The sequence below is a fragment of the Limosilactobacillus agrestimuris genome (assembly GCF_943193105.1).
In the GTDB taxonomy this organism is placed as follows: domain Bacteria; phylum Bacillota; class Bacilli; order Lactobacillales; family Lactobacillaceae; genus Limosilactobacillus; species Limosilactobacillus agrestimuris.
The window spans coordinates 1-25,143 of sequence record NZ_CALPCW010000002.1 but is presented as its reverse complement, the minus strand read 5'-3'; the positions used below and the strand labels follow the sequence as shown (position 1 = coordinate 25,143).

Genomic DNA, 25,143 nt, shown 5'->3' with positions numbered 1-25,143 from the left:
ATGATCCAACAGGGCCAAATAATTGGGATTGTTGGTGGTGGTCAACTTGGGCAAATGCTAGCGCTAGATGCTAAGTATACGGGGATGAAGGTAATTGTTCTTGATCCAACTCCTGGATGTCCAGCTGGTCAGGTTGCTGATGACCAAATTATTGCTGAATATGATGATGTCAAAGCAATTGAAGAACTTGCTCAACGCGTTGATGTCTTAACCTATGAATTTGAAAATGTAGATTTAACTGCGTTACGTGACGTTGCTAATCGAGTTTATATTCCACAGGGGACTAATTTACTATCAATCACTAAGAACCGCCTCCGTGAAAAGACATTTTTGCGTAATGCTGGTTTGAATACGGCGCCATTTATGGCAGTAAAGGACCGGACTGAATTGGAACAAGCGGTTAAGGTAATTGGCTACCCAGCGGTTCTTAAAACCTGCGAAGGTGGGTATGATGGTCACGGACAAGAAGTCCTTCATAGTGATGCTGATCTTACAAAGTGTGAGGGAATCCTTTCGACCGGGAATGCCATTTTAGAAGGTTGGGTACCGTTCAAATTAGAATGTTCAGTAATGGTTGGTCGAAATGAAGATGGCGAAGTTACTGTTTTCCCAGTTTCAGAAAATATTCATCATGATGAAATCCTCCACATTAGTATCGTCCCGGCAAGAATTTTACCTGACTTACAAGAAAAGGCAAAGAAAATGGTAGTAAAGGTTGCCCACGCGATTAACTTACGGGGGATCCTTGGAGTGGAAATGTTCGTTGATGAAAATGGTGAAATTTATATTAATGAATTAGCACCACGACCACATAATTCTGGTCATTACTCGATTGAAGCTTGTGATTTTTCCCAATTTGCGATTCATAACCGGGCGATCTGCAATTGGCCGTTACCGAAAATTAAATTGCTCCATTCTGTAGTAATGGTGAATGTCCTTGGTCAACATGTTGATGGGGTACGGAAGCTAATCGCCAAAAAAGCAGGTTGGCATTTTCATGACTACGGTAAGGCCGAGGCACGTTATAACCGTAAAATGGGGCACATTACAATTTTGACTGATGATATTGAAAAGACGTTAACCGAAATAAATGATACCCATATTTGGGATAAATAATTTTCAAAACATGGTATATTGTTATCTAGAGAAATAATTAGAGAGGAACTTTAACTAATGATTGACCGTTATACTAGTCCAGAAATGGCGAAGATTTGGAGCTTGGAGACTCAATACCAATGCTGGTTGGAAGTTGAAATTGCAGCTGATGAGGCTTGGAGTAAGCTTGGTCATATTCCAGCTGAAGACGTTGAGAAAATTCGGAAGAATGCTAAATTCTCTGTTGAGGGGATTGCTGAAATCGAAGCAGTGACCCACCACGATGTCATTGCTTTTACCCGTGACGTTTCCAAGTCACTTGGACCTGAACGAAAGTGGGTTCACTACGGCATGACCAGTACTGATGTTGTAGATACTGCTCAAGGACTTCGCTTAAAGAAGGCTAATGATATTATTCGTCAAGATATTGATAACTTCATGGCTGTCTTGAAAAAGTTAGCCGAGAAGTATAAGTACACCGTTTGCATGGGACGGACACACGGGGTCCATGCTGAACCAACTACATTTGGTTTAAAGGCTGCCCGTTGGTATTCCGAAATGAAACGGAACAAGGAACGGTTTGAACACGCTGCTCGGGGCGTTGAAGCCGGAAAAATTTCGGGTGCCGTGGGAACATTTGCCGAAATTGATCCCTTCGTTGAAAAATATGTTTGCGAACGACTAGGATTACGAGCTCAGGAGATTTCAACCCAAGTTCTTCCTCGTGACCTTCATGCAGAATATATCTCTGCTATTGCCTTGATGGGGACAAGTCTAGAGAATATGGCCACCGAAATTCGTTCACTACAACGAACTGAAATTCATGAAGTTGAAGAACACTTTGCCAAGGGCCAAAAGGGTTCATCTGCAATGCCACACAAGCGTAATCCAATTGGCTCTGAAAATATTACTGGTTGTGCACGGGTCCTGCGGGGGAACGTTGTTACAGCAATGGAAGACGTTACTTTATGGCATGAACGGGATATTTCTCATTCCAGTGCAGAACGGATGATTTTACCTGATTCTACGTCATTAATTGACTACATGCTTCGTCGTTTTGGTCGAATCCTGGATAACCTGGATGTCTTCCCAGAAACGATGAAGAAAAACATGGATAAGACCCTTGGTTTAATCTACAGTGGTCGAGTTCTCCTGAAATTAGTTAATAGTGGAATGACCCGTGAAGCGGCTTATGACTTGATTCAACCATACACCGCTAAGTGTTGGGCAGAACAAGTACCATTCCGGCCATTACTTGAGGCAGATCCAACGATTCAAAAGCAACTTTCAAAAGAAGATCTTGATGATGCCTTTGATTACCACTGGCACCTCCGTCATGTAGACGATATCTTTAAGCGGGTTGGCTTGGATTAATGAAAAAGTTCCAGATATTCAACTTTTTGAATGTCTGGAACTTTTTTAGTGTTATTCTAATGCCAATCCTTGATCGTGCAAAGTTTGCAGGAGCTTGTCACGGCTAGTTTCATGATTATTTAACTTTGGACCATTAACCTGGTTGGTAAATGAATCGATTCGTTTATTGGCGTCTCGTAAATCATAGTACGTGGTTACTGTTTGGTCATAATTTTTAAGGTCGTCAATTGAAAAGTCACGTGGATAATCATTATCGAAAGTGATTTGATTAAGTGGCAACCGTGGCTTTAATTGTGGCTCTTGATCTGGGATTCCGACTTGTAAACCAAGGATAGGGAAGGTCATTTTTGGTAGACCGAGTACCTGAATTAGTTTTTCAGGATCATTCTTAATTGAACCCAGGACAACACCACCAAGTCCCATACTTTCGGCAGCTGTTAGGGCGCTTTGCAAAGCTAAAATTGTGTCTTCTGCGGCCTGCATAAAGATGTCAGTTGTGTGCAAGCGACCATCATCATTACCGAGTTGGTGACGGATTTGCTGGTTCCGGTATAAATCAGCGATGAAGATAAAGAGCTCCCCTTCGGCACCAACGTAAGATTGCTTGGAAATTTTCCGAATTGCGGCCCTTTTTTCTGGATCAGTAATATGCAGGATACTAAACTGCTGAAGGAACATACTGGTTGAAGTATGACGAGCCGCTTGGTAAAGGGTCGTTATTTGTTCAGTGGTTAGTGACTGATCCTTGAACTGGCGAATTGAACGGTGATTGACTTGTTGGTCTGTAGTGAAATTATGAATCATTTCGAGACACCTCCTATCCCCATTATAGTAAAATGACAAGGGAGAAACAAAATTGAAGGAGCGGGTAAAATGAATGTAACTGTAAAACGTGATGGTCTCACTCTTTGTGGTGTCTTAGAGGGGACGGAAAGCCTTCAGAATAAGCAGGTAGCAATTTTAATGCATGGTTTCCAAGGTAATCGGGGCTATGAAGCAGGAAACTTACTTTATGACCTATCACATAAACTAAACGAAGCTGGAATCCCGACGCTTCGGTTTGACTTTGGTGGCTGTGGAAAGGGTGACGGTGCCTTTACCGATATGACCGTATATAGTGAAATCAATGATGGAATGAAGATTATTGATTTTGCGCTCTCTCAAATCAAGGCGCAGCAGATTTACTTAATCGGTCACTCTCAAGGTGGGGTAGTGGCTTCAATGCTGTCTGCCTATTACCGTGACATTATTACTAAAGAAGTCTTGATGGCTCCTGCAGCGACCCTCAAAGATGATGCATTAAAAGGAGTTTGTCAGGGGACAAAGTACGATCCTAATCACATCCCATTAATGATCGATGTTCATGGAATTGCTGTAAGTGGAGAATATTTCCGGACAGCCCAATTACTGCCGATTTATGAAACTGCCCAGCATTTTGCGGGTCCTGCACTGGTAGTTCATGGGCTGGAAGATACGGTTGTTTCGCCAGAAGCAGCTAAGAAATACAACATTATTTTGTCGAACAGTGAATTACACTTGGTTGAGGGTGAAGGACACTGCCTTAATGGTGAGCACGAACCAGAAATTTTACAACTAGTGGCGAATTACCTCCAAAAATAAAGTGTGACTGGCACTACGCCAGTCACACTTTATTTTTATAATTTCACCGTCCCATAAACCGGTAAATAATTGACTGCAAAATCATTACCGATTGTTTCAAGGAGTGAATTAAGCTTTTTATGGGAAATTACTGGTGTGAGACCACTCCAGTAATGGTTATTACTAGTTTCTATTTGCCAGTCGATTGTATCAACCGGTCGAGTTGACCGGTCATAGACGGTAATTAGGTATGATTGTGGAGCATTAGTTAATGTACAGGGATTAAGCTCACTGTGGTAGTTATTAAATGCGTTTCCACAGTCATAGTCCAAAATATCATTTGCGGCAGCCGCAAGGTCACTCAGAATGCTATTAGCAGTCGGTTTAGCACCAGCACCGGGTCCGGTATAAACACTTGAACCGAGAGCGTTACTTTCGATTGCGACAGCATTTTGAACACCATTAACTTGAGCAAGTTGGTCATTATTATCAACCAGTGAGGGACCAACGAAAGTATAGAGGCGGTTGGAGAGTCGTTTAGCAATTGCAAGGAGCTTAATTGTGTAGCCGAATTGTTTGGCGCTTGCTAACTGGGCACTAGTTAATTGGTCGATCCCACGAACGTTGAGGTTTGTTGGGTCGAGTGCTTTTCCAAAGGCAAACTGACTGAGAATACTCAGCTTATTAGCGGCATCAATTCCCTTAACATCGTTTACGGGATTAGCCTCCGCATACCCCTTTTGTTGGGCATTCATTAAGGCTTTGTCATAACTCAGATTATCACTGACCATTGCTGAAAGAATATAGTTAGCAGTTCCGTTAATGATTCCAGAGACCTGGGTAATTTGGTCGGTGACAAGGCTACTGCTGAGGACGCGAAGGATCGGAATTCCCCCGGCAACACTTGCCTCGTAGAGAAAGTCAACGTGACGACTTTTGGCAAGTTGTGCTAGCTTTGGACCGTCGATTGCGAGGAGATCCTTATTAGCGGTGATAACGGACTTATGGTTATAGATTGCTTGGACGATTGCTTGGCGAGCACGATTAATGGTTCCCATAGTTTCGACGATTATTTGGATTTCCGGATCATTCAGGACCTCATCAATCTGGTCAGTCAAGATTGTTTCATCGGGAAGGGAAACTTTCCGTGGTTTATTTAAGTGGGCCACCGCGACTCGCTTTAAGATAAAGTGAACGTTTGTGGTTTGCTCAATTTTTGCCGCATGTTCCTGGAGCAATTTAACGACTCCACCACCAACGGTCCCGAGACCAAGAAGGCCAATTTTAATCGTTCGCATATGAGAACCCTCCTTTACTTAAATTTTTGCTAAAGCCTGATCGAGGTCCGCGATCAAATCATCAGCGTTTTCGATTCCGACAGAAACCCGGATCAGATCGGGAGTAACACCAGCAGCATTTAATTCTTCTGGGCTTAATTGAGCGTGGGTAGTTGATGCCGGGTGAATAATAAGTGACTTAGCATCAGCAACATTTGCTAAGAGGGAGAAAAGCTTTAAATTACTGATGAGTTCCTTTCCGGCTTCTTCACCACCCTTAAGTCCGAGGGTAAAGATTGAGCCAACACCATTCGGGAAGTACTTATCAGCTAGCGGCTTATATGGGCTATCTGCTAATTCAGGATAATTAATCCATGCAACTTTTGGATGATTATTAAGAAAGTTAACGATCTTTCGGGTGTTGGCAACGTGCCGCTCAACCCGAAGTGATAATGATTCAAGGCCTTGAAGGAGTAAGAATGAGTTAAATGGACTAATAGTTGCTCCAAGATCCCGAGCGGATTCGGCACGAACCTTCGTTGTAAATGCGGCTGGTGCAAGGTCGGCAAACACTAAACCATCGTATTGGTCATTTGGTGTAGTAAAACCAGGATAGCGACCACTAGCTTTGTAATCGAACTTACCATTTTCTACAATTACACCACCCATTGTTGTTCCGTGACCCCCGATGAACTTAGTAGCAGAATGAACTACAACGTCAGCGCCTAGGTCTAGTGGCTTAACAAGGTATGGAGTACCAAAGGTGTTATCCACAATAAAGAGGATCCCGTGATCGTGAGCAATTTTGGCGATCTTCTTAAAATCGACCAGGTTAATACCAGGGTTACCGATACTTTCAACGTAAAGGGCTTTAGTGTGTTCGTTGATTGCCTTAGCGAAGTTTTCTGGATCGTCTGGATCAACGAAACGGGTCTTGATCCCTAATTTAGGAAGAGTAACGGAGAATAAGTCATAAGTACCACCGTAAATGGTGCTTGCGGAGACGATTTCGTCCCCCTGTTGGGCAATATTTAAGATCGCAGCGGTAATTGCGGCTGAACCAGTAGCGAGGGTAATTGCGGCAGTACCGTGTTCCAAAGCTGCTACCCGCTTGTCCACGACATCGGTAGTTGGGTTGGTTAACCGGGTGTAGATGTTACCGGGTTCCTTTAATGAGAAACGGTCAGCTGCTTGCTTGGCATCCTTGAAAACATAAGAAGTGGTTTGGTAAATTGGGACAGCTCGGGCACCAGTCTCATCAACGATTTGGCCAGCGTGAACTTGGAGGGTTTCAAAATGATATTTTGGGGTTTGTTCTTGTTTACTCATACTAATGTACCTACTTTCTGTTGTGTAAATGTGTTTAACCAATTTTGATAAATTTGAATACTTGATTGTTGCCATGAATAGTTAACTTTGCCGGTCTCAACGTTAGCAAAGTAGTTATGCGGTTCCTGAATTGGGAGCCGCTTTTTTAGATCCCGGTAGTATTCCTTAGCTAACGTATCCGCTTCGTACTCCGGATGGCCGGTGATGTACGTCCGGTGATTTGAAGGTGAGTAATAAATTAGCGGACCAATCTGCTTATTAGTAGCGATAACTTCTAGATCATCAGGGAGGTTATCGGGATCAACAATCGGTGTAGAGTGACGCGATTGAGGAATCTTAATGGCGTGAAAATTATGTGAAAGGCGATTGTGCTCATTGATACTTGTTGCTTGGTAGATGCCGAAAAGCTTTTGCGGTAATTGTTGTTTATTAAGCTGATAGTCGTTATAGAGACCACCAAGTGCTGCCCAGCATTCAAGTAACGATTGCTTGGTATGCCGCTTAGCCCAGTCACAGATTGTTCGGAATTCTTCCCAATAATCAACTTGGTGGAAGTTAAGTTGTTCAACCGGAGCACCAGTGATGATTAAGCCGTCAAATGATGAACTTTCAATATCGGCCAAGCTTGCGTATGCTTTAGTGATTGCAGAATAAGAAATATTTTTGAAATGGTGGGTTGCGGGATACAAGAATGTAATTTCAATATCTTGCTCCAAATTGTTAAAACTTTCTAAGAATTGTCGTTCGGTCACTTCCTTAGTTGGCATGAGGTTAACTACTAAAACAGATATTGGATCGTTAAGGTAATGATTTTGCCAGCGACCATCACTGAGTAAAAAGCCGTTTTTCGCGTTTGCTGTCATGGTGGAGTCTCCTTTCTAGAAGAGGTGGGGGGTGGAAAACGTGCTTCGTCCGAGCTTCCTAGGACTAACGACCTCCGACTCCGACGGCAAGACGCCGTTCGTCGGAGAAATCGTTAGCCTTCCGGAAGCTCTTTGGGACGATAGCACTCTAAACAAAAAACGCCTTCGCCCCGTAATTCATATAGAACTATGGGACGAAAGCTTTCGTGGTACCACCCTGAGTTTGTTGCTACTTCGCAATAACAACCTCGTTAAGTACTCATTTAGACATGAATACTCCGCAATATAACGGTTGCTATCCGTCTAACTTAGCTGGGATGACCAAAGTTAGATGACTCAGAGCTCATCTTCATACTGTTCCCGAATATCCCTTTTCACCAATAAGAACTCTCTGCAAAACGGTAGGGTACTACTCTTCTCTTCAAAGTCTAATCAAAATTTAATTGTTTATTAGTTTAATCTTAATTTAGTGGAAGTCAATAATAATTCGTAAAAATAAAAAAAGATTAGTTGAGGAGGGATTAATCAGTAGTTGAAAGCTGGGCTAGTTTAATTTTATTAAGATCACGCCTACGGAAAATGAACGTCCAACTAAAACACGAACATTATGATAAAAAATATAAATAAAGTTAACGGATTTGGTTGACAATCTTTTAAGGAGGAGGGTATATTAATGACAGATTCGACGAATGAAATCTTAAATAATATGTTTAATGTTCGTCTTTTATGCAAAGGAGCGGTAACTAGAGATGGAAAAGTTACTTTATACCGGAAAAGCAAAGCAAATGTGGCAAACGACAGAACCTGATGTTTTACGAGTTGTCTACCTGGACCAAGCGACAGCGCTTAACGGAAAGAAGAAAGAACGTTTTGCGGGTAAAGGAAAAGCCGCAAATGCTATTTCAAGTTTAGTATTCCAATACTTAATTAAAAATGGAATTGAAACTCACTTTATTAAGAAACTTTCTGATAATGAAGACTTAGTTAAGAAGTGTGAAATGTTCCCGCTAGAATTTGTTACTCGGAATGTAGTGGCAGGACACTTTGCCAGCCGGTACGGGTTAACTGAGGGTAAAAAACTTCCTGAACCAGTAGAAGAAACGTTTTACAAGAGTGATCAACTTGATGACCCATTCATCAATGAATCAGCAAGTATTGCCTTAGGAGTTGCTAGTCATGATGAACTCGATAAGATGTGGAGTATCTGTCGGAGAGTTAATGGCCTACTGACACCGCTGTTTGAAAAGGCGGGGATGCAACTAGTTGACTTCAAACTAGAATTTGGTCGCTTGAGTAATGGTGACATTGTATTAGCCGACGAATTTTCTCCAGATAATTGTCGCTTATGGGATATTAAGACCGAGCAGCATATGGACAAGGACGTTTACCGCCGCAAACTTGCTGACTTAACTCAAACCTATGATCAGGTATTAGTGCGTTTACAGAAAGTCATCATGGAGGATAAGTAAATGACAAAAGTACGGATTTTCGTTACCTATAAGCAATCAGTGTTTGATCCTCAAGGTGAAACCATTAAAGATGCTATTCACACTCTTGGCCACGATGACGTTAAGGACGTTCAAGTTGGTAAATTCTTTGATGTTAATGTTGATGGCTCTGGGAACACTGTTGAAAAAACGATCAAGGAAATTGCGGATCAATTATTGGTTAACTTCAATATGGAAACCTACACATACCAAGTGATGGAGGAAGAATAAATGAAGATTGCGGTGGTTGTTTTTCCTGGTTCGAACTGTGATGTTGATCTCTACGAAGCATTGCACTCAGTATGTCATGCAGATGTTGAATATGTTTCGCATCGTGAAAAGACCTTGGCAGGATTTGATGCGGTAATGCTCCCGGGCGGATTCTCCTATGGTGACTATTTACGGGCTGGTGCAATTGCTCGTTTTACTAATATCATGCCAGCAGTAATTAAGATGGCAGAGGAAGGAAAACCTGTTTTTGGAACTTGCAATGGTTTTCAAATTTTAACCGAAGTTGGTCTCCTTCCGGGAGCGTTAAAACGGAATGATAGCCAGAAGTTTATCTGCAAAACAGTTCCATTAGAAGTAGTTAACAACCAGACGATGTTTACCCAGCGATATCAAGAACACGAGCGGATTGACTTACCAATTGCTCATGCAGATGGAAGCTATTTTGCGGATCAGAAAACCCTAGACCGACTTGAGAAAAATCACCAAGTTGTCTTTCGGTATGCTGAAGAAAATCCTAATGGTAGTTTACGTAACATTGCGGGAATTACTAATGAACGGGGAAACGTTTTAGGGATGATGCCTCATCCAGAACGAGCAGTTGAAGCAATCCTTGGTAATACGGATGGCCTTCGCCTATTTAAGTCACTATTAACAACTAGTAAGGCAAAAGTGGAGGAATAAGTTATGAAACAGGCAATGACTCCTGAAGAGATCAAAAAACAAAAACCGTACCTTGATTGGAGTTTAAGCGAAGACGAATATAACTACATTAGCGAAAAGCTTCTTGGTCGCTTGCCAAACTATACTGAAACAGGACTATTTGCTGCAATGTGGAGTGAACATTGTTCTTATAAGAAATCGAAGCCTGTTTTACGGCTCTTTCCAAATAAAAACTCACGGGTTCTTCAAGGACCTGGTGAAGGAGCAGGGGTTGTTGATATTGATGATGGTCAAGCTGTCGTGTTTAAAGCAGAAAGTCATAACCACCCGACGACGGTCGAACCTTACCAGGGGGCCGCAACTGGAGTAGGCGGGATCCTCCGTGACATCTTTAGTATGGGCGCCCGACCGGTGGCTTCTCTAGACTCGCTTCATTTTGGGGAGCTAACTGATCCTAAAACAAAGATGAAGGTTAACGATACCGTTCGGGGAATCGGTGACTACGGTAACTGTATGGGGATTCCGACAATTGCTGGTGAAACAACCTTTGACCCGTGTTATCAAGGTAACGTTCTGTGTAACGCAATGAGTGTTGGCCTGATGGACCAGAAGGATATCCAAAAGGGGAAGGCCGCTGGGATCGGTAACGCCGTAATGTACGTTGGCGCTAAGACAGGGCGAGATGGAATTCACGGGGCGACCTTTGCTTCAGCTGACTTTAGTGACGAACATGCTACGCAACGTTCCGCTGTTCAAGTTGGGGATCCATTTATGGAAAAGCTCCTTCTCGAAGCCTGCCTGGAAGTGATTACCCAGCATCCCGATTGGCTGGTTGGGATTCAGGATATGGGAGCTGCGGGAATCGTTTCTTCTAGTGCGGAAATGGCTGCTGAAGGGAAGAGTGGGATGGAACTCAATCTTGACCTCGTTCCACAACGGGAACCGAACATGTCCGCATACGAAATTATGTTGAGCGAGTCTCAAGAACGGATGCTCCTGTGCGTAAATAAGGGTTATGAAGAAGATATTAAGGAGATCTTCAGTTTTTACGATTTAGAAGCAGTGACGATTGGCCGAATTACGTCAGGAAACGATTATGTCCTTTACCATGACGGACAAGAAGTCTGCAATATCCCGGTTTCTAGTTTGACCGATGATGTTTTGGAAGAGACGAGTACTGAAAAGAAACCTGAACGGATTACGAAAGCAGAAAAACAACCAGCGTGGTTTCCTGAAATCACTGATGCTGAGCAGGTTTTACGTGACTTACTCCAGCAATCAACAATCGCTGATAAGAGCGTCTTTTACCGCCAATATGATTCGCAAGTCCGGACAAGTACTGTTATGGGTCCCGGGAGTGATGCTGGGGTTTTGCGAATTCGTGGTACTCGGAAGGGCCTTTCAATGACAACGGATGGGAATGGGCGTTTTGTCTACCTCAGCCCTCAAATTGGTGGTCAAATAGCCCTTGTGGAAGCTGCTGCTAATATCATCACCAGTGGTGCGGAACCTTTAGCGATTACCGACTGTTTAAATTATGGTGATCCCAATGACCCTGAAATCTTCTGGGAACTTCACCAGTCGGTTAAGGGGATGGCTGAAGCTTGCCGAGTGTTTGATACTCCGGTTATTTCCGGGAATGTTTCCTTATATAACGAAAATAACGGTAAGGCAATCCACCCGACGCCAATGGTCGGCATGGTCGGTCTAGTTAAAAATATCGACCGGGTCATCCCGATGGCTGCCCAAACTGCTGGTGACCAAGTCTACCTCATTGGGAAGACCGGCAATGACTTTGCTGGTTCTGAATTGCAGAAAATGTTGACCGGTGAGATTAATGGGAACCTTAATTCACTAGACTTGGACCATATCCATAACTATATGAACCGGCTTTTGGGTGAAATGCAGGCTGGTAATGTCGCAAGTGCCCATGATCTTAGTGAGGGAGGGCTTGGAGTTAGTCTTGCCGAGGCTCTCTTTAAGACTGACTTAGGGATGGATCTTAACCTCCGCCACTTATCATCAGCTCAACTATTTAGTGAAACACCAGGACGATTTGTAGTTACTGTCCCGTCTGAGAAGGTCACAGAATTTGAAGAAGCTATGAGTGATGATGCTACATTTATCGGCAAGGTTACTAATTCTCATTGGCTTGAAGTCCATCTTACTGATGCTGAAATTAACCAAAATGTTACCGAATTACAAAAATTATGGGAGGAGGCTATTTCGTGCCAACTGAAATCAAAGGATTAAATGAAGAGTGTGGTGTTTTTGGCATCTTTGGTGTCCCCAACGCGAGCCAATTAACCTATTACGGACTTCATACTCTCCAACATCGTGGTCAAGAAGGGGCTGGAATCGTCTCAACTGATGGACAGGACCTTTACCAACACCGCGATCGTGGGCTTTTGGCAAAAGTGTTTGATAACCCGAACGAGCTAAAACGATTGGTCGGGGATGCAGCGATTGGTCACGTTCGCTATGGTACTAGCGGTCACAATTCAATTGCTAACGTTCAACCATTTCTTTTTCACTTTCATGATGGTGACGTTGCGTTAGCCCACAATGGCAATTTAACCAACGCGGTAACTTTACGGCGGCAGTTAGAGGACGAGGGAGCAGTATTCCAGTCTGATTCTGACACTGAAATCCTGATCCACCTTGTTCGAAAATACATTAACGAAGGCTTTATTCCCGCCCTAAAGAAAAGTTTGAATATCGTTCATGGTGGCTTTGCCTTTCTTCTATTACAAAAGGAACGTTTGGTTGCGGCACTTGATCCAAACGGCATTCGTCCCTTATGTATCGGTCGACTGAAGAGTGGTGCATATGTTGTTGCTAGTGAGACTTGTGCCCTGGATATTGTGAATGCCAGATTTGTTTGTGATGTTCAACCGGGGGAATTAATCGTGATTGATCGTGGTGGCCTACACATTGACCATTACATAACTAAAACTAAGTTGGCAGTTTGCTCGATGGAATACATCTACTTTGCTCGACCAGACTCGATTATTCATGGGGTAACAGTTCACAACGCTCGAAAACAAATGGGGCGGTTACTGGCTAAACAGTACCCAATTGATGCTGACATGGTAATTGGTGTTCCTAATTCTTCATTATCGGCGGCTTCGGGGTATGCCGAAGAGTCAGGATTACCGTATGAGATGGGGCTAATCAAGAGTCAATATGTTGCCCGAACATTTATCCAGCCAACCCAAGCTTTACGTGAACAAGGGGTCCACCTTAAATTATCTGCTGTTTGGGGAGTTGTTGCTGGTAAGCGAGTAATCGTGGTTGACGATTCACTAGTCCGGGGGACGACATCAAAACAGATTGTGAAGATGCTCCGTGAGGCTGGTGCTAAGGAAGTTCACATGTTGATCGCTTCTCCACCATTTAAATTTCCTTGTTTTTATGGGATTGATATTTCGACGCGTTCGGAATTGATGGCTGCACACTATTCGATTTCTGAGATGCGGGATCTAATTGGTGCCGACTCACTTTATTTTCTGAGTGTGGAAAATCTAATTAAGGCAATTAATATTCCAGATGCGGGGGATGCGCCATATGGTGGCTTAACGGTAGCGTATTTTAACGGAGATTATCCGACGCCACTTTATGATTATGAAGATGGCTACTTGAAGTCGTTAAGTGAACAAGAAAAACGGGCACGAAAGGAACAAATGTCATGAATCGTTATCAAGAGGCTGGCGTTGACGTTAACGCTGGATATGAATTGGTTAGGCAAATTAAAACAGCGGTAAAATCAACTGCTCGCCCTGGTGTCGTGGGTGATCTCGGAAGCTTTGGTGGAATGTTTGATCTCGGAAAATTACCTACAAAGCACCCAGTCTTAGTTTCTGGAACGGATGGTGTCGGAACAAAGTTATTAATTGCCCAAAAAATGGGGAAACACGACACGATTGGAATTGATGTTGTTGCCATGTGTGTCAATGACGTCTTGGCTCAGGGTGCGGAGCCACTATTTTTCCTTGATTATATTGCCACTGGCCATAACGAACCGAAAAAGATGGCTGAGATTGTTAGCGGGGTTGCGGCTGGCTGTCGTGATGCCGGGGCAGCCCTAATTGGTGGTGAAACCGCAGAAATGCCGGATATGTATTCTAAAGAAGAATATGACTTGGCGGGAACCGTTGTCGGGGTTGCAGAAAAAGATGATCTTTTAACGGCTTCTCAACCACAGGCAGGGGATGTTCTTGTGGGCTTACCGTCTAGTGGCCTCCATTCCAATGGCTTTAGTCTTGTTCGTCAGATCTTATTTAAGGACCACCAAGTTCGACTTAACGATCGTCCTACGGAACTTAAAGGTGAAGCGATTGGCAAAGCAATTCTTAAGCCAACCCGGATTTATGTTCGCCAAGTCCTTCCCCTGGTTCAGCAAAAATTCGTAAGCGGCATTAGCCACATTACGGGTGGGGGATTAATTGAAAATGTTCCCCGGATGATTGGTGATGAACTTCAAGCGGTAATTGATTATAGTTCCTGGCCAACTCCACAGATTTTTAACTATTTAAAAGAACTAGGGAAATTACCATTAGCTGATTGTTTACAGACATTTAACATGGGGATTGGCTTAGTCTTGGCGGTTAGTCCAAAAAATGTTGAAAAAGTACAGGCAGGATTGAAAGCTGTGGATGAGCTAAACTACGTGATTGGAAAGTTGCGTCGACGTCCAGATAATGGGGAAAAGGTTGAAATTAGGTGAAGTTAAAGATGAAAATTGCCATTTTGGTGTCCGGAAACGGGACAAACTTTGAAGTGTTAGCGAAGCATTTCAAAACTGGGGACATTCCAGGCCAACTAACGCTTTTGTTTTGTAACCACCCGGATGCACCAGTGATGGAGCGGGCTAAACGATTAGGGATTCCTGCTAAAAGTTTTACGGTCAAATCCTGTGGTGGAAAAGAAGAATATGAAAAACGCCTTTTACAGTTGCTGCAAAAAGAGCAAATCGACTTTATTATCCTTGCAGGCTACCTACGGGTTGTTGGACCGACAATTCTTGAGCGCTATGAACGCCGGATTGTAAACCTCCACCCTGCTTGGTTGCCTGAGTATCCGGGGTTACATTCGATTGAGCGAGCCTTTAATGATCGTAAAAAGCAAACGGGAGTAACTGTTCACTACATTGATTCCGGTTTAGATACTGGACCGATTATCGCCCAGCGTCGCGTGCCAATCTTGGCTACTGATACCATTGATAGTTTGGAAGCCCGGATTCATGAGACAGAACACCAATTATACCCTGAAGCAGTGAAACAAGTTTTGACAGAATTAGAAAAGGAGAATTGATTCATGAAGCGTGCATTAGTAAGTGTTTCTGACAAGACAAACCTGGTCCCCTTTGTAAAGGGGCTTGAAGATAGCGGCTTTGAGATTGTTTCTACTGGTGGAACAAAGAAGGTCCTCGACGATGCGGGAATCCATACTATTAGTATTGAAGATGTTACTCATTTTCCGGAAATTCTTGATGGTCGGGTAAAGACATTAAACCCTTACGTCCATGGTGGCTTATTAGCACGGCGAGAACTTCCTGAGCACTTAGCAACCCTAAAGAAACTGAACATTACACCGATTGACCTTGTTTGTGTGAACCTCTACCCGTTCAAAGAAACAGTTGAAAAACCAAATGTTAAGCTTACGGATGCAATTGAAAATATTGATATTGGTGGTCCAAGCATGCTCCGTTCAGCTGCCAAAAATTACCGTGATGTTACGGTTGTGGTTGACCAATCTGATTATGATCAGGTACTAAGTGAGATTCAGAAAAATGGAACAACTGATTTAGAAACGCGGGCAAAATTAGCTGCCAAGGCTTTTCACCATACTGCCGCTTATGACGCGTTGATTTCTCAATACTTAACTAAGCAAAACGGCCTTGAAGATCCTGAAAAACTGACTTTAACTTGGAACCTAAAAGAAACGATGCGCTATGGTGAAAATAGCCACCAAAAAGCTTGGTTATACCAAGATGCAATCCCTAAGGTCTTTTCTGTTTTGTCTGCTACCCAGCTTCATGGTAAAAAACTTTCCTACAATAATATTAAGGATGTTGATGAAGCACTCCGGTGTATTCGCGAGTTTGATGAACCAACGGTCATTGCAATGAAACACATGAACCCTTGCGGAATTGGCCGTGGTGAAACGCTTGAACAAGCTTGGGACCGGGCTTATGCTGCCGATACCGTTTCGATCTTTGGGGGAGTAATTGCCCTTAACCGAAAAGTTGACTTGGCAACGGCACAAAAAATGCACAAGATTTTTCTTGAAATTGTGATTGCTCCTGGATTTGATGATGACGCTTATGAACTTTTAGCTAAAAAGAAGAACATTCGTCTGCTAAGCCTTGATTTTAGTAAGAAGGATGAACCAACGAAACATGAGGTCGTTTCCGTAATGGGTGGGATGTTGATGCAAGAGCAAGATGTTCTTGAGGAAGATTATCATGACTGGAAATGCGTTACCGAGGTTCAACCAACTGATGAACAGCTGAAGAACTTAATGTTTGCATGGAAGACAGTTAAGCACGCTAAGTCTAATGCGATTGTTGTGGCAAATGATGAACGGACTCTTGGGGTTGGTGAAGGACAACCTAACCGGATTGACTCCTTGAAGATTGCCGTAAAGCATGCGGGAAATGATATTGATGAACGAACCGTCATGGCTTCCGATGCCTTCTTCCCATTTGGAGACTGTGTTGAATATGCCGGTCAACATGGCATCAAAGCTGTTGTCCAACCCGGTGGCTCCATTCGTGACCAAGAATCCATCGACATGGCCAATAGATACGGCATCACCATGGTCCTAACAGGAGTAAGACATTTCAGGCATTAGAGTGTGAGCCAGCAGAGGACTTGCGGAAGGCGAGCGATTTCTCCTGACGAAGGCGTCTTGCGCCTAGGAAGGAGTTTGCTAGTCCTAGCAAGTCCCTGGCGAGCATATTTTGACACAGTAGCCGAGAACACTAGATAAAATAGGAGGACAGGATGACGGATGAAGTTAACTTACTAGTAATTGGCCAAGGAGGTCGCGAATTTGCGATTGCCAAAAAACTAAAGGAAAGTGATGATGTAGCTCACGTTTACTGTGCTCCAGGCAACGTTGGAATGCCTAGTGTGGGGGTTGAAACGGTAAATATTTCTGAGAACGATTTTGCAAGTTTAATCAAGTTTGCCCAAGAACATAATGTTAGATGGACGTTTGTGGGTCCTGAAGAATGCTTAGTTGACGGGATTGTGGATGAATTTCACGCGGCTGGATTAAAAATTTTTGGCCCTGATGCCCGGGCAGCCCAATTAGAAGGTTCTAAAGAATATGCACTAAACTTCATGAATAATTATGGGGTACCCACTGCCGACTATGTTTCTTATCGTGACCAGACAGCCCTTCTTAATAATGTCGATCAATTTGGTTACCCAGTAGTTATTAAAGAAAACGGCCTTGCTGGGGGAAAGGGTGTTGTGATTGCAAAAGATCACGACGAAGCGGTTCAAACGATTAAAGAAATGTTTGCGTCTGGACAGGCACGAATAGTCCTTGAAGAATACTTAAGCGGTCCTGAATATTCAATGTTTATTGTTATTAGTAATGGTCATTACCGAATTCTTCCAATAGCCCAAGATCATAAGCGTGCTTATGATGATGATCGGGGGCCAAATACAGGGGGAATGGGTGCGTACAGTCCACTACCGCAATTATCAGTGAGCGATCGGCAACGAATGATCGATGAAGTAGTTGAACCAACCATTAAAGGATTAGTAAATGGCGGATATCATTATCATGGGGCCCTTTATATCGGTTTAATCCTTACTAAGGATGGTCCAAAAGTGATTGAGTACAATGTTCGTCTAGGTGATCCCGAAACACAAGTAATCTTGCCGCGACTAGAGACAGCTCTTTACCAATTAGTGGATGCCGCGATTGATGATCGACCACTTCCAGAAATTAAAGAAAGTTCAGCAGCTAGTTTTGGTGTTGTACTAGCTTCGCAGGGATATCCGCAGAAACCACTACATGGGCAAAAGGTCACTTTGCCCCTAAATAGTGCAGGAATTGAAATCGATTATGCTAATGTCGCAGGGACGCTTACTGATTTACATGGCGCTGGCGGTCGACTACTGATGATCCTTGCCCAAGGTTCAACTCTCCAGGAAGCTCATGACCGAGTTTATAACTACTTAGAGGAGATACCTCTTGCTGGATGCTTTTACCGCCATGATATTGGTGCAAAAGCTGGGGTGTAACACGGGTTGACACGCCGTAAATAAGAGTGTTTAATTACTACTACATCAGAGGATCGTGTAAAAATAAACGACACGGTTGGATAAGATGAGTCTTATTCAACCGTGTCGCTTTTTGCTAGGAGGAAGAAAATATGATCGGAACAATTGCGAATACGTGTGCAATTTTAGTTGGGACGACAATTGGTTGTGTACTAAAGGGAGGTCTTAAGAAACGCTATCAAGATGCATTATTTGTGGCGATGGGATTAGCGGCTTTAGGGATCGGTTTAGAAAATGCAATTAATAATATGCCTAAAAGTCATTACCCGGTGCTTTTTATCGTCAGTTTAGCTATTGGTGCTGTATTAGGAAATTGGTGGCAAATCGATGCGCGCTTTAACCGACTCATTACTAGTTTTGGTGGTTATTCACAAACAGGTGAAGGGATTGCAACCGGAATCCTCCTTTACTGTATTGGTGCGTTATCAATTGTTGGCCCTGTGATGGCGGCGGTAAAGGGAGACTATACAATGTTATTCACGAATGCGACCCTCGACTTTGTTAGCTCAATGGTGTTTGGAGCAAGCTTTGGTTGGGGGATGCTTGTTTGTGCTCCGGTATTATTCTGTTGGCAGAGGATGATCTATGTTGTCGCAAAATACCTCTCTGCCAGTTTCTTTAGTAGTGCATTAGTAACGGAGATTTCCATTGTCGGTGGCTTTTTGATTGCGACTACAGGAATTTCGTTATTAAAACGTTAAATCTCCTTCCGTCCTTACTAGTTCCGGTCTGTTTATTCATTGGCTTGATGTTATTTTAGTTTTGCTCGCGCTTAATTTCACAAGAACGGGATTTCCCCTATTGGAATTTTGTGGTGTTTGGATTAAAATGATTAAGTAATGCTGTATAGTATAGCGATTTTAAGAAGAAAGAGGTCATTAGAACATGGCAAAACTAGTTTTAATTCGTCACGGCCAAAGTGAATGGAACTTATCTAACCAATTCACTGGTTGGGTTGATGTTGACTTAAGTGAAAAGGGTGTTGAACAAGCTAAGAATGCTGGTAAGGCCCTTAAGGAACATGGAATTGAATTTGACTATGCATACACTTCAGTATTGAAGCGTGCGATCAAGACTTTGCACTACGCTCTTGAAGAATGTGACCAACTTTGGATTCCAGAAACCAAGACTTGGCGTTTGAACGAACGTCACTATGGTGCACTCCAAGGTCACAATAAGAAGAAGGCTGCTGAAAAGTATGGTGACGAACAAGTTCACATTTGGCGTCGTTCATACGATGTTTTACCTCCATTGCTGAGTGCCGATGACGAAGGTTCTGCTGCTAAGGACCGTCGTTACGCTAACTTAGACCCACGTGCTATTCCTGGTGGTGAAAACTTGAAGGTTACCTTGGAACGGGTTATTCCTTTGTGGCAAGATGAAATTGCTCCAAAGCTTCTTGATGGTAAGAACGTTATCATCGCTGCCCACGGTAACTCTCTTCGTGCTTTGAGCAAGTACATCGAAAATATTTCTGACGAAGATATCATGAACCTCGAAATGGCTACTGGTCAACCAGTTGTTTATGACTTCGATGAAAAGCTTAATGTTTTGAGCAAGGAAAAATACTAAAAAATAGTAAAGAGACTGGAAATTATCCAGTCTCTTTACTATTTTTTAGGATAATACTGCAATAACTCAGTAGCTGGCTGGCAGTTCAAACGCTGATAAATCAGCATTTGACCAACCTAGCCATCCTTGCGGAGGTGGGACTACGAACTAGTCAAGCTAGTTCTGTCCCACTCTCTTTTTGTATATTATGCCAAGTAAATAATTGACGGATTCTAGGATAATATGAAGAAAATGTCATTATAATAATCGCATAGAAAAATATTAATTATTAATTTTGGAGATTTAAATTAGTAAGGCTTATTGCTTGTATAACTTAAACATTAAAAATATAATAATAAGTGTAAAGAATATATCTCAGGAGGTTATTATTATGGCTGATTATGCAAAACGTCAATTAAAAGCATTAGATCGGATTGCTAAGAAGATTGCAGATGCTGAGGGTCACTTAACACGAATTGAAGATAGTGTTGATAACGAAAAGCACCACACTGCTCAACATGAAACAATCAAGGACATTAAGTCGATTCTTAAGCATGCTCAAAAGGTTGACAAGTATGACGACAAGCTTGAGCGAGTTGCTGGTGAGGGTCGTAAGGATCCTGCTGAAAACCACTACATCTACATGGAAGATGAAGAGCCTGTTATCAAGGACTTAAAGAAAGGCTTTGAAGAACTCGAAAAGCAACTTGACGACTTAGACGAAAGCAAGGGTGGCAAGATTAAGGCCTTCCGTGCTGAACACGGCTACCTCGAAAAGGCTCAGAAGATTCTAAAGAACGCAGGTAAGTTAGACTAAAATTATTTGGCATAATTGAACATTTATCCAGTCGAGGTTAGTTTGAAATGGGCTAGCCCCGATTTTTTAAACAGAAAAAATACGAACTATTTTGCCTTAAATACTTGCTCATCAATTATTTATCCATATATTTAATCTGATTTCATTGAATAATATCCGGAAACGGAGTATATTATGGCTGTTGGGGTAGGAATTACCGAGTTATTGTCCAGCGGAACGGAATGTGAACGTTGGAAGGAGGCTCTTGCCGCTTGATAATTCCGCATTCACCACAAAGACACTTGTCAATGTGTTCCCTAACGAAATAAATTTTATATAGGGAGTGGATTGAGATGTCCTCAATTTTATCTTTTGCTGGACCACGTTTTACTACTAAGCGGCTTACACTTGCCGGGATGCTGATTGCTCTTGAGGTGATTTTGGAGAAAATTTCCATTGGTAACCCGATGATCCTAAAGTTTGGCTTTGGCTTTATTGCTACCGCATTGATCGGTTATTATCTTGGACCATGGATTGGTGGTTGGGCGATGGTAGTTAATGATATTATCAGTAATACCATTCTTAATTCAGGAACAGCCTTTTTCCCTGGCTTTACACTTTCGGCCTTCGCTTCTGGAGTACTTGCCGGGATGTTCCTGTATAACCAGAAAATTACGTGGCAACGGGCGTTAGTATATGAATTCTTTCAAATCTTGATTACTAACGTTGTTTTTACGACTCTTTGGATTTATATTATGAGTCTAAATTCCGGAAGTACCGGAAGAACATTTTGGGCCCTTTTGCTTATTCGCTTACCCAAAGAAGTTATTACTTGGCCGTTAGAAGGAATTATTGTTTTCTTTATCCTTAGGCGACTGAGTCAAATTTATAGTAGTACAAAGATGAGTTAACGAAGAAAATGGCCTTTAGTGTTTGAAGATTCGAATGCTAAGGGCCTTTATGAATTTTTTATGAAAAAAGCGACTTGAAAATTGAGCTTTGTTCTTTTTATGTTATGATGAAAAATATATTCTGAAATAATTGGAGAGAGTATTAAATGAAGAAACGTTATCATTTGTCCTTAAAGCAGTTTATTCATGACTTGAAGGGACTGGTTAAGCCACATTACCAAGCGTCAATGTGGCCACTCGGCGGAGTAATGATTATTTTCCTTGCGTTATCATTTATCGTTGGTTACTTTGCCCAGGGAATTTTGAGTTCAATGGGAATGGCCATGATGATGATTATGTATGGGATGGCATCACCTGCAGCAATTGGGTTGGCATTGCTTGAATTGCTGATTGCAATCATTATTCTAATTGCATTGTCATTCTTCTATTCATTCTTTACTACCGCTGCACAATTTAATTATCAAGATAAGGTTCGTCATCCTGAACAAATTGTGAGTGCTGGTTCAGTATGGATGCATTACAAGCACTTGCGGAAGAATCAATTATGGCGAATCATCCTTTATACAGGTTTGTTTGTATTCCTCTGGAGCCTACCATTAGATATTATCGGTGGCCTTGTTGCTAAGAACCAAGCCTTAGTAATTGTTTGCCGGATTTTAAATGATATTGTGATGGCATGGAAAGGGATTGAGTATTCACAGGCAAACTTCCTTTACCGTGATCGTCAACCACAATTTCTTGGTCAATCAATGCGTTATGCCCTAACTGCTAGTCGACGGTTTATGGGTGGCCGGAAGTGGAACTACTTGTTAATTATGCTTGTAGTTATTTTCATCCCAATGGTTATCTGGGAAGTAATCTTCGGTGCTTTAGCTTACTGGGGAATCTACACTGCAACGTACCCATTAGTATATGTTGGATTATTATTGATGATCCTTGGCTTTGCAGCTTACTTGCCAGTAATTTTCGCCAGTGGTGCTCTTTACTATGAAGAAGCAAAGAAGACTGCTAATCTTGATGAAGACTTTGCCGGAACATTCAAACCAGTTGCTGAATTAACTGGGGAAGCTTATGTTCATGAAGTCTACACACCAAAGAAGACGAAAAAAGATAAGGCTAAGCAAAATAAACAGAAACAAGAAAAGTAAATAATTATTAAATTAGAGGCTGATGGAAAAACACTTTTCCACCGGCCTCTTTTAGCTTGACAAAGGGTTACTTATCTCGGTACAATAACGGCAACAAATAAAGGCATTGAGGTAATTTAGTAGTCGACTAATCAGTCATCTAGAGATCAGGTGGTTGCTGGAAACCTGACAAGGTTAGCTGACGAATTACACTTACTGAGCTTTTCAATTATGAACGGATCGTCTCGTTATCGACTAGAGAGGTAATTACTTAAAGTAGTTACAATTCAAGGTGGTAACGCGGTAAATCGTCCCTGACTTCGTTATGAAGTTGGGGATTTTTTTAATCCATTATATTAGGAGGCAGATATTAATGAACATTATTGATGAACTCGAATGGCGTGGTGCGATTAACCAAACCACTGATAAGGAAGCACTAAAGGAATTAACTGAAAATAAAAACATCGGCTTATACTGTGGAACAGATCCAACAGGGGACAGTCTCCATATTGGTCACTTGATCCCATTTATGATTTTGAAACGGTTCCAACTTGCTGGACATCACCCGGTAATTATTATCGGTGGTGGGACTGGTGCAATTGGTGATCCATCTGGCCGGAAGACTGAACGGACTCTTCAAACTGAATCTCAATTGGAACATAATAAGAAGGCATTGACCGAACAGATGAAGAAACTCTTCGGCACTGAAAACTTCACTATTGTTGATAACTATACTTGGTTAAAGAACTTTACCATGATTGACTTCTTACGTGACTTTGGGAAGCTCTTTAATGTTAATACCATGTTAAATAAGGAAGTTGTTGCTAGTCGACTTGCTTCAGGAATTTCCTTTACTGAGTTTACCTATCAAATTCTTCAAGCGGTTGATTTTCTGCACCTTTACCAAAATAATAATGTTCAACTTGAAATTGGTGGTTCCGATCAATGGGGAAACATTACTGCTGGGATCGATTTAATTCATAAGGTAGAAGGACCAGATGCAAAGGTATATGGCTTGACGATTCCGTTGATGCTTAAGGCTGACGGGACAAAGTTTGGTAAGACTGCTGGTGGTGCTATTTGGCTTGATCCAAAGAAGACTTCACCATACGAGTTCTACCAATTCTGGATTAATCAAGATGACCGTGATGTTGTTAAATACCTTAAATACTTCACCTTCTTATCTAAAGATGAAATTGATGAGTTGGCAGAAAAGGTTAAGAAGGAGCCGTGGAAGCGTGAAGCTCAACGTCGCTTAGCTGAAGAAGTTACTAAGTTTGTTCATGGTGAAGAAGGGTTAGCTGAAGCACAACGGATTACAAAAGCATTGTTCTCTGGGGATGTTGCTGACTTAACCACTGAGGAGATTGAACAAGCCTTTAGCAATGTTCCTTCTGTAGAGGTAACTAATGAAAAGAAGAATATCATTCTCTGGTTAGTTGACGATACAAAGATTGAACCATCACGTCGTCAGGCACGTCAGGATGTCGAGAATGGTGCAATTCATATTAACGGTGAAAAAGTAACAGATGTAGATGCGGAAATTGATCCTAACAGTCACTTTGATGGGAAGTTCGTAATTGTTCGCCGTGGTAAGAAGCGCTACTTCCTGGTTCGTGTAAAATAATTTTAAAATTAAATTGTTCTGTTTGTGAGTGCTCATGTCATGGATTTGACGAGCACTTTTCATTTTACACTATTATTTGTTAACTATTTAGTGGAAATTATCATAATTGTTCGGCAATGTTGATAATGTATGAAAAATATTTCATATTTATTGTTGACGAAAAGAAAAAAAGAATGTATAGTATAGTTCCTGTTGAGGGAGCAAAGAAATTTGCAATTGTTCAGTCAAACATTTTTATTTCAAGAAAAGTGTTGACTCTTTCTCAATGGGATGGTATATTATAAAAGCTGCTTATTTGAACAACTATTTTTAATTGATTGAAATTAATTAAAAATAGTTGTTGACCTTAAAGTGAGCGTGTGATATAATAATAAATGTTGTTTAGCTCCTTAGCTAAACAAGGTAGACCTTTGAAAACTGAACAAAGTTTCGACGAATCAAATGTGTAGGGTCTTCAATCATTATGATTTGAAGCAAAAACATTTGCGAAGTCAATTCGCTTAATTAATTTGAATTAGAGCTATTCAAGTTCTTATATTTTATATGAGAGTTTGATCCTGGCTCAGGATGAACGCCGGCGGTGTGCCTAATACATGCAAGTCGAGCGCACTGGCCCAACTGATATGACGTGCTTGCACTGATTTGACGTTGGATTCCCAGTGAGCGGCGGACGGGTGAGTAACACGTGGGCAACCTGCCCTGAAGCGGGGGATAACATCTGGAAACAGGTGCTAATACCGCATAACAACGAAAACCACATGGTTTTCGTTTCAAAGATGGTTTCGGCTATCACTTCAGGATGGGCCCGCGGTGCATTAGCTAGTTGGTAAGGTAATGGCTTACCAAGGCGATGATGCATAGCCGAGTTGAGAGACTGATCGGCCACAATGGAACTGAGACACGGTCCATACTC

At 42.1% G+C, this 25,143-nt stretch carries 22 protein-coding genes, 1 rRNA gene, 1 pseudogene, 1 riboswitch and 1 other annotated feature; of the genes and pseudogenes, 20 read left to right on the top strand and 4 right to left on the bottom strand.

From position 1 onward, the window contains the following. Both purK and purB read left to right on the top strand, forming a co-directional pair. Complete coding sequence (purK, locus tag NFR46_RS01825) at positions 1–1,116, top strand: 5-(carboxyamino)imidazole ribonucleotide synthase (RefSeq protein ID WP_251574472.1); 1,116 nt, start codon at positions 1–3, stop codon at positions 1,114–1,116. Positions 1,117–1,173: 57 nt separating this feature from the next. Further along, entirely contained in the window at positions 1,174–2,469 is a 1,296-nt protein-coding gene (gene purB, locus NFR46_RS01820; protein ID WP_251574219.1) for an adenylosuccinate lyase, read from the top strand. Between the two features lie 51 nt (positions 2,470–2,520). Here purB and NFR46_RS01815 read toward each other — a convergent pair whose 3' ends face one another. Continuing rightward, complete coding sequence (locus NFR46_RS01815) at positions 2,521–3,273, bottom strand: NADPH-dependent oxidoreductase (protein ID WP_251574218.1); 753 nt, start codon at positions 3,271–3,273, stop codon at positions 2,521–2,523. 69 nt (positions 3,274–3,342) lie between these two features. Here NFR46_RS01815 and NFR46_RS01810 point away from each other — a divergent pair, with 69 nt between their 5' ends. Continuing rightward, positions 3,343–4,089 (top strand): alpha/beta hydrolase, encoded by a 747-nt coding sequence (locus NFR46_RS01810; RefSeq protein ID WP_251574217.1) that lies wholly within the window; start codon positions 3,343–3,345, stop codon positions 4,087–4,089. Between the two features lie 35 nt (positions 4,090–4,124). On the opposite strand, the gene NFR46_RS01805 is transcribed toward NFR46_RS01810, so the two are convergent. From NFR46_RS01805 to NFR46_RS01795, 3 genes are read right to left on the bottom strand one after another with little or no spacing between them, the layout of a single operon-like run. Beyond that, on the bottom strand, positions 4,125–5,366 hold the full coding sequence (locus NFR46_RS01805) for a homoserine dehydrogenase (protein WP_251574216.1): 1,242 nt from the start codon (positions 5,364–5,366) through the stop codon (positions 4,125–4,127). An 18-nt stretch (positions 5,367–5,384) separates the two neighbouring features. Further along, positions 5,385–6,674, bottom strand: a complete 1,290-nt coding sequence (locus NFR46_RS01800; protein ID WP_251574215.1) for an O-acetylhomoserine aminocarboxypropyltransferase/cysteine synthase family protein — start codon at positions 6,672–6,674, stop codon at positions 5,385–5,387. Beyond that, positions 6,671–7,537, bottom strand: coding sequence for a homoserine O-acetyltransferase/O-succinyltransferase family protein (locus NFR46_RS01795; protein WP_251574214.1), 867 nt, complete (start codon positions 7,535–7,537; stop codon positions 6,671–6,673). Before NFR46_RS01795 ends, NFR46_RS01800 begins: the two co-directional genes overlap by 4 nt. A 749-nt stretch (positions 7,538–8,286) precedes the next feature. On the opposite strand from NFR46_RS01795, the gene purC reads away from it, so the two are divergent. The 17 genes and pseudogenes from purC to NFR46_RS01710 all read left to right on the top strand — a co-directional run. Further along, on the top strand, positions 8,287–9,006 hold the full coding sequence (purC, locus tag NFR46_RS01790; RefSeq protein ID WP_251574213.1) for a phosphoribosylaminoimidazolesuccinocarboxamide synthase: 720 nt from the start codon (positions 8,287–8,289) through the stop codon (positions 9,004–9,006). Beyond that, the gene (gene purS, locus NFR46_RS01785) at positions 9,007–9,255 is read left to right on the top strand and encodes a phosphoribosylformylglycinamidine synthase subunit PurS (protein WP_251574211.1); all 249 of its coding nucleotides are present in this window, start codon (positions 9,007–9,009) and stop codon (positions 9,253–9,255) included. Next, positions 9,256–9,936 (top strand): phosphoribosylformylglycinamidine synthase subunit PurQ, encoded by a 681-nt coding sequence (gene purQ, locus NFR46_RS01780; RefSeq protein ID WP_251574209.1) that lies wholly within the window; start codon positions 9,256–9,258, stop codon positions 9,934–9,936. It begins immediately after the preceding gene. 3 nt (positions 9,937–9,939) lie between these two features. Next, entirely contained in the window at positions 9,940–12,168 is a 2,229-nt protein-coding gene (gene purL / locus NFR46_RS01775) for a phosphoribosylformylglycinamidine synthase subunit PurL (protein ID WP_251574207.1), read from the top strand. Beyond that, the gene (gene purF / locus NFR46_RS01770) at positions 12,144–13,607 is read left to right on the top strand and encodes an amidophosphoribosyltransferase (RefSeq protein ID WP_251574206.1); all 1,464 of its coding nucleotides are present in this window, start codon (positions 12,144–12,146) and stop codon (positions 13,605–13,607) included. Before purL ends, purF begins: the two co-directional genes overlap by 25 nt. Then, positions 13,604–14,641 carry a phosphoribosylformylglycinamidine cyclo-ligase gene (purM, locus tag NFR46_RS01765; protein ID WP_251574204.1) on the top strand — a complete coding sequence of 346 codons (1,038 nt, stop codon included), beginning with the start codon at positions 13,604–13,606 and terminating at the stop codon, positions 14,639–14,641. Before purF ends, purM begins: the two co-directional genes overlap by 4 nt. Before the next feature lie 8 nt (positions 14,642–14,649). Next, entirely contained in the window at positions 14,650–15,228 is a 579-nt protein-coding gene (gene purN, locus NFR46_RS01760; protein WP_251574203.1) for a phosphoribosylglycinamide formyltransferase, read from the top strand. 3 nt (positions 15,229–15,231) lie between these two features. Then, positions 15,232–16,770: a bifunctional phosphoribosylaminoimidazolecarboxamide formyltransferase/IMP cyclohydrolase gene (gene purH, locus NFR46_RS01755; RefSeq protein WP_251574202.1), complete on the top strand. Its 1,539-nt coding sequence runs from the start codon at positions 15,232–15,234 to the stop codon at positions 16,768–16,770. A 152-nt stretch (positions 16,771–16,922) separates the two neighbouring features. Continuing rightward, on the top strand, positions 16,923–18,179 hold the full coding sequence (gene purD / locus NFR46_RS01750; RefSeq protein ID WP_251574201.1) for a phosphoribosylamine--glycine ligase: 1,257 nt from the start codon (positions 16,923–16,925) through the stop codon (positions 18,177–18,179). 131 nt (positions 18,180–18,310) lie between these two features. Then, positions 18,311–18,978, top strand: a pseudogene (locus NFR46_RS01745) (DUF554 domain-containing protein). A gap of 125 nt (positions 18,979–19,103) precedes the next feature. Then, complete coding sequence (locus tag NFR46_RS01740; protein ID WP_251574200.1) at positions 19,104–19,790, top strand: 2,3-diphosphoglycerate-dependent phosphoglycerate mutase; 687 nt, start codon at positions 19,104–19,106, stop codon at positions 19,788–19,790. A gap of 370 nt (positions 19,791–20,160) precedes the next feature. Beyond that, on the top strand, positions 20,161–20,586 hold the full coding sequence (locus tag NFR46_RS01735; protein WP_251574199.1) for a hypothetical protein: 426 nt from the start codon (positions 20,161–20,163) through the stop codon (positions 20,584–20,586). A 180-nt stretch (positions 20,587–20,766) separates the two neighbouring features. Next, positions 20,767–20,860: riboswitch (THF riboswitch) on the top strand. A 58-nt stretch (positions 20,861–20,918) separates the two neighbouring features. Then, complete coding sequence (locus NFR46_RS01730; protein ID WP_251574198.1) at positions 20,919–21,476, top strand: folate family ECF transporter S component; 558 nt, start codon at positions 20,919–20,921, stop codon at positions 21,474–21,476. 146 nt (positions 21,477–21,622) lie between these two features. Further along, positions 21,623–22,624, top strand: coding sequence for a hypothetical protein (locus NFR46_RS01725; RefSeq protein ID WP_251574197.1), 1,002 nt, complete (start codon positions 21,623–21,625; stop codon positions 22,622–22,624). Between the two features lie 97 nt (positions 22,625–22,721). Beyond that, positions 22,722–22,922 (top strand) — a binding site (T-box leader). 54 nt (positions 22,923–22,976) lie between these two features. After that, positions 22,977–24,230, top strand: a complete 1,254-nt coding sequence (gene tyrS, locus NFR46_RS01720; protein ID WP_251574196.1) for a tyrosine--tRNA ligase — start codon at positions 22,977–22,979, stop codon at positions 24,228–24,230. A gap of 125 nt (positions 24,231–24,355) precedes the next feature. After that, the gene (locus tag NFR46_RS01715; RefSeq protein ID WP_251574195.1) at positions 24,356–24,514 is read left to right on the top strand and encodes a hypothetical protein; all 159 of its coding nucleotides are present in this window, start codon (positions 24,356–24,358) and stop codon (positions 24,512–24,514) included. Between the two features lie 255 nt (positions 24,515–24,769). Beyond that, positions 24,770–25,143 (top strand): 16S ribosomal RNA (locus tag NFR46_RS01710); the annotation flags it as partial.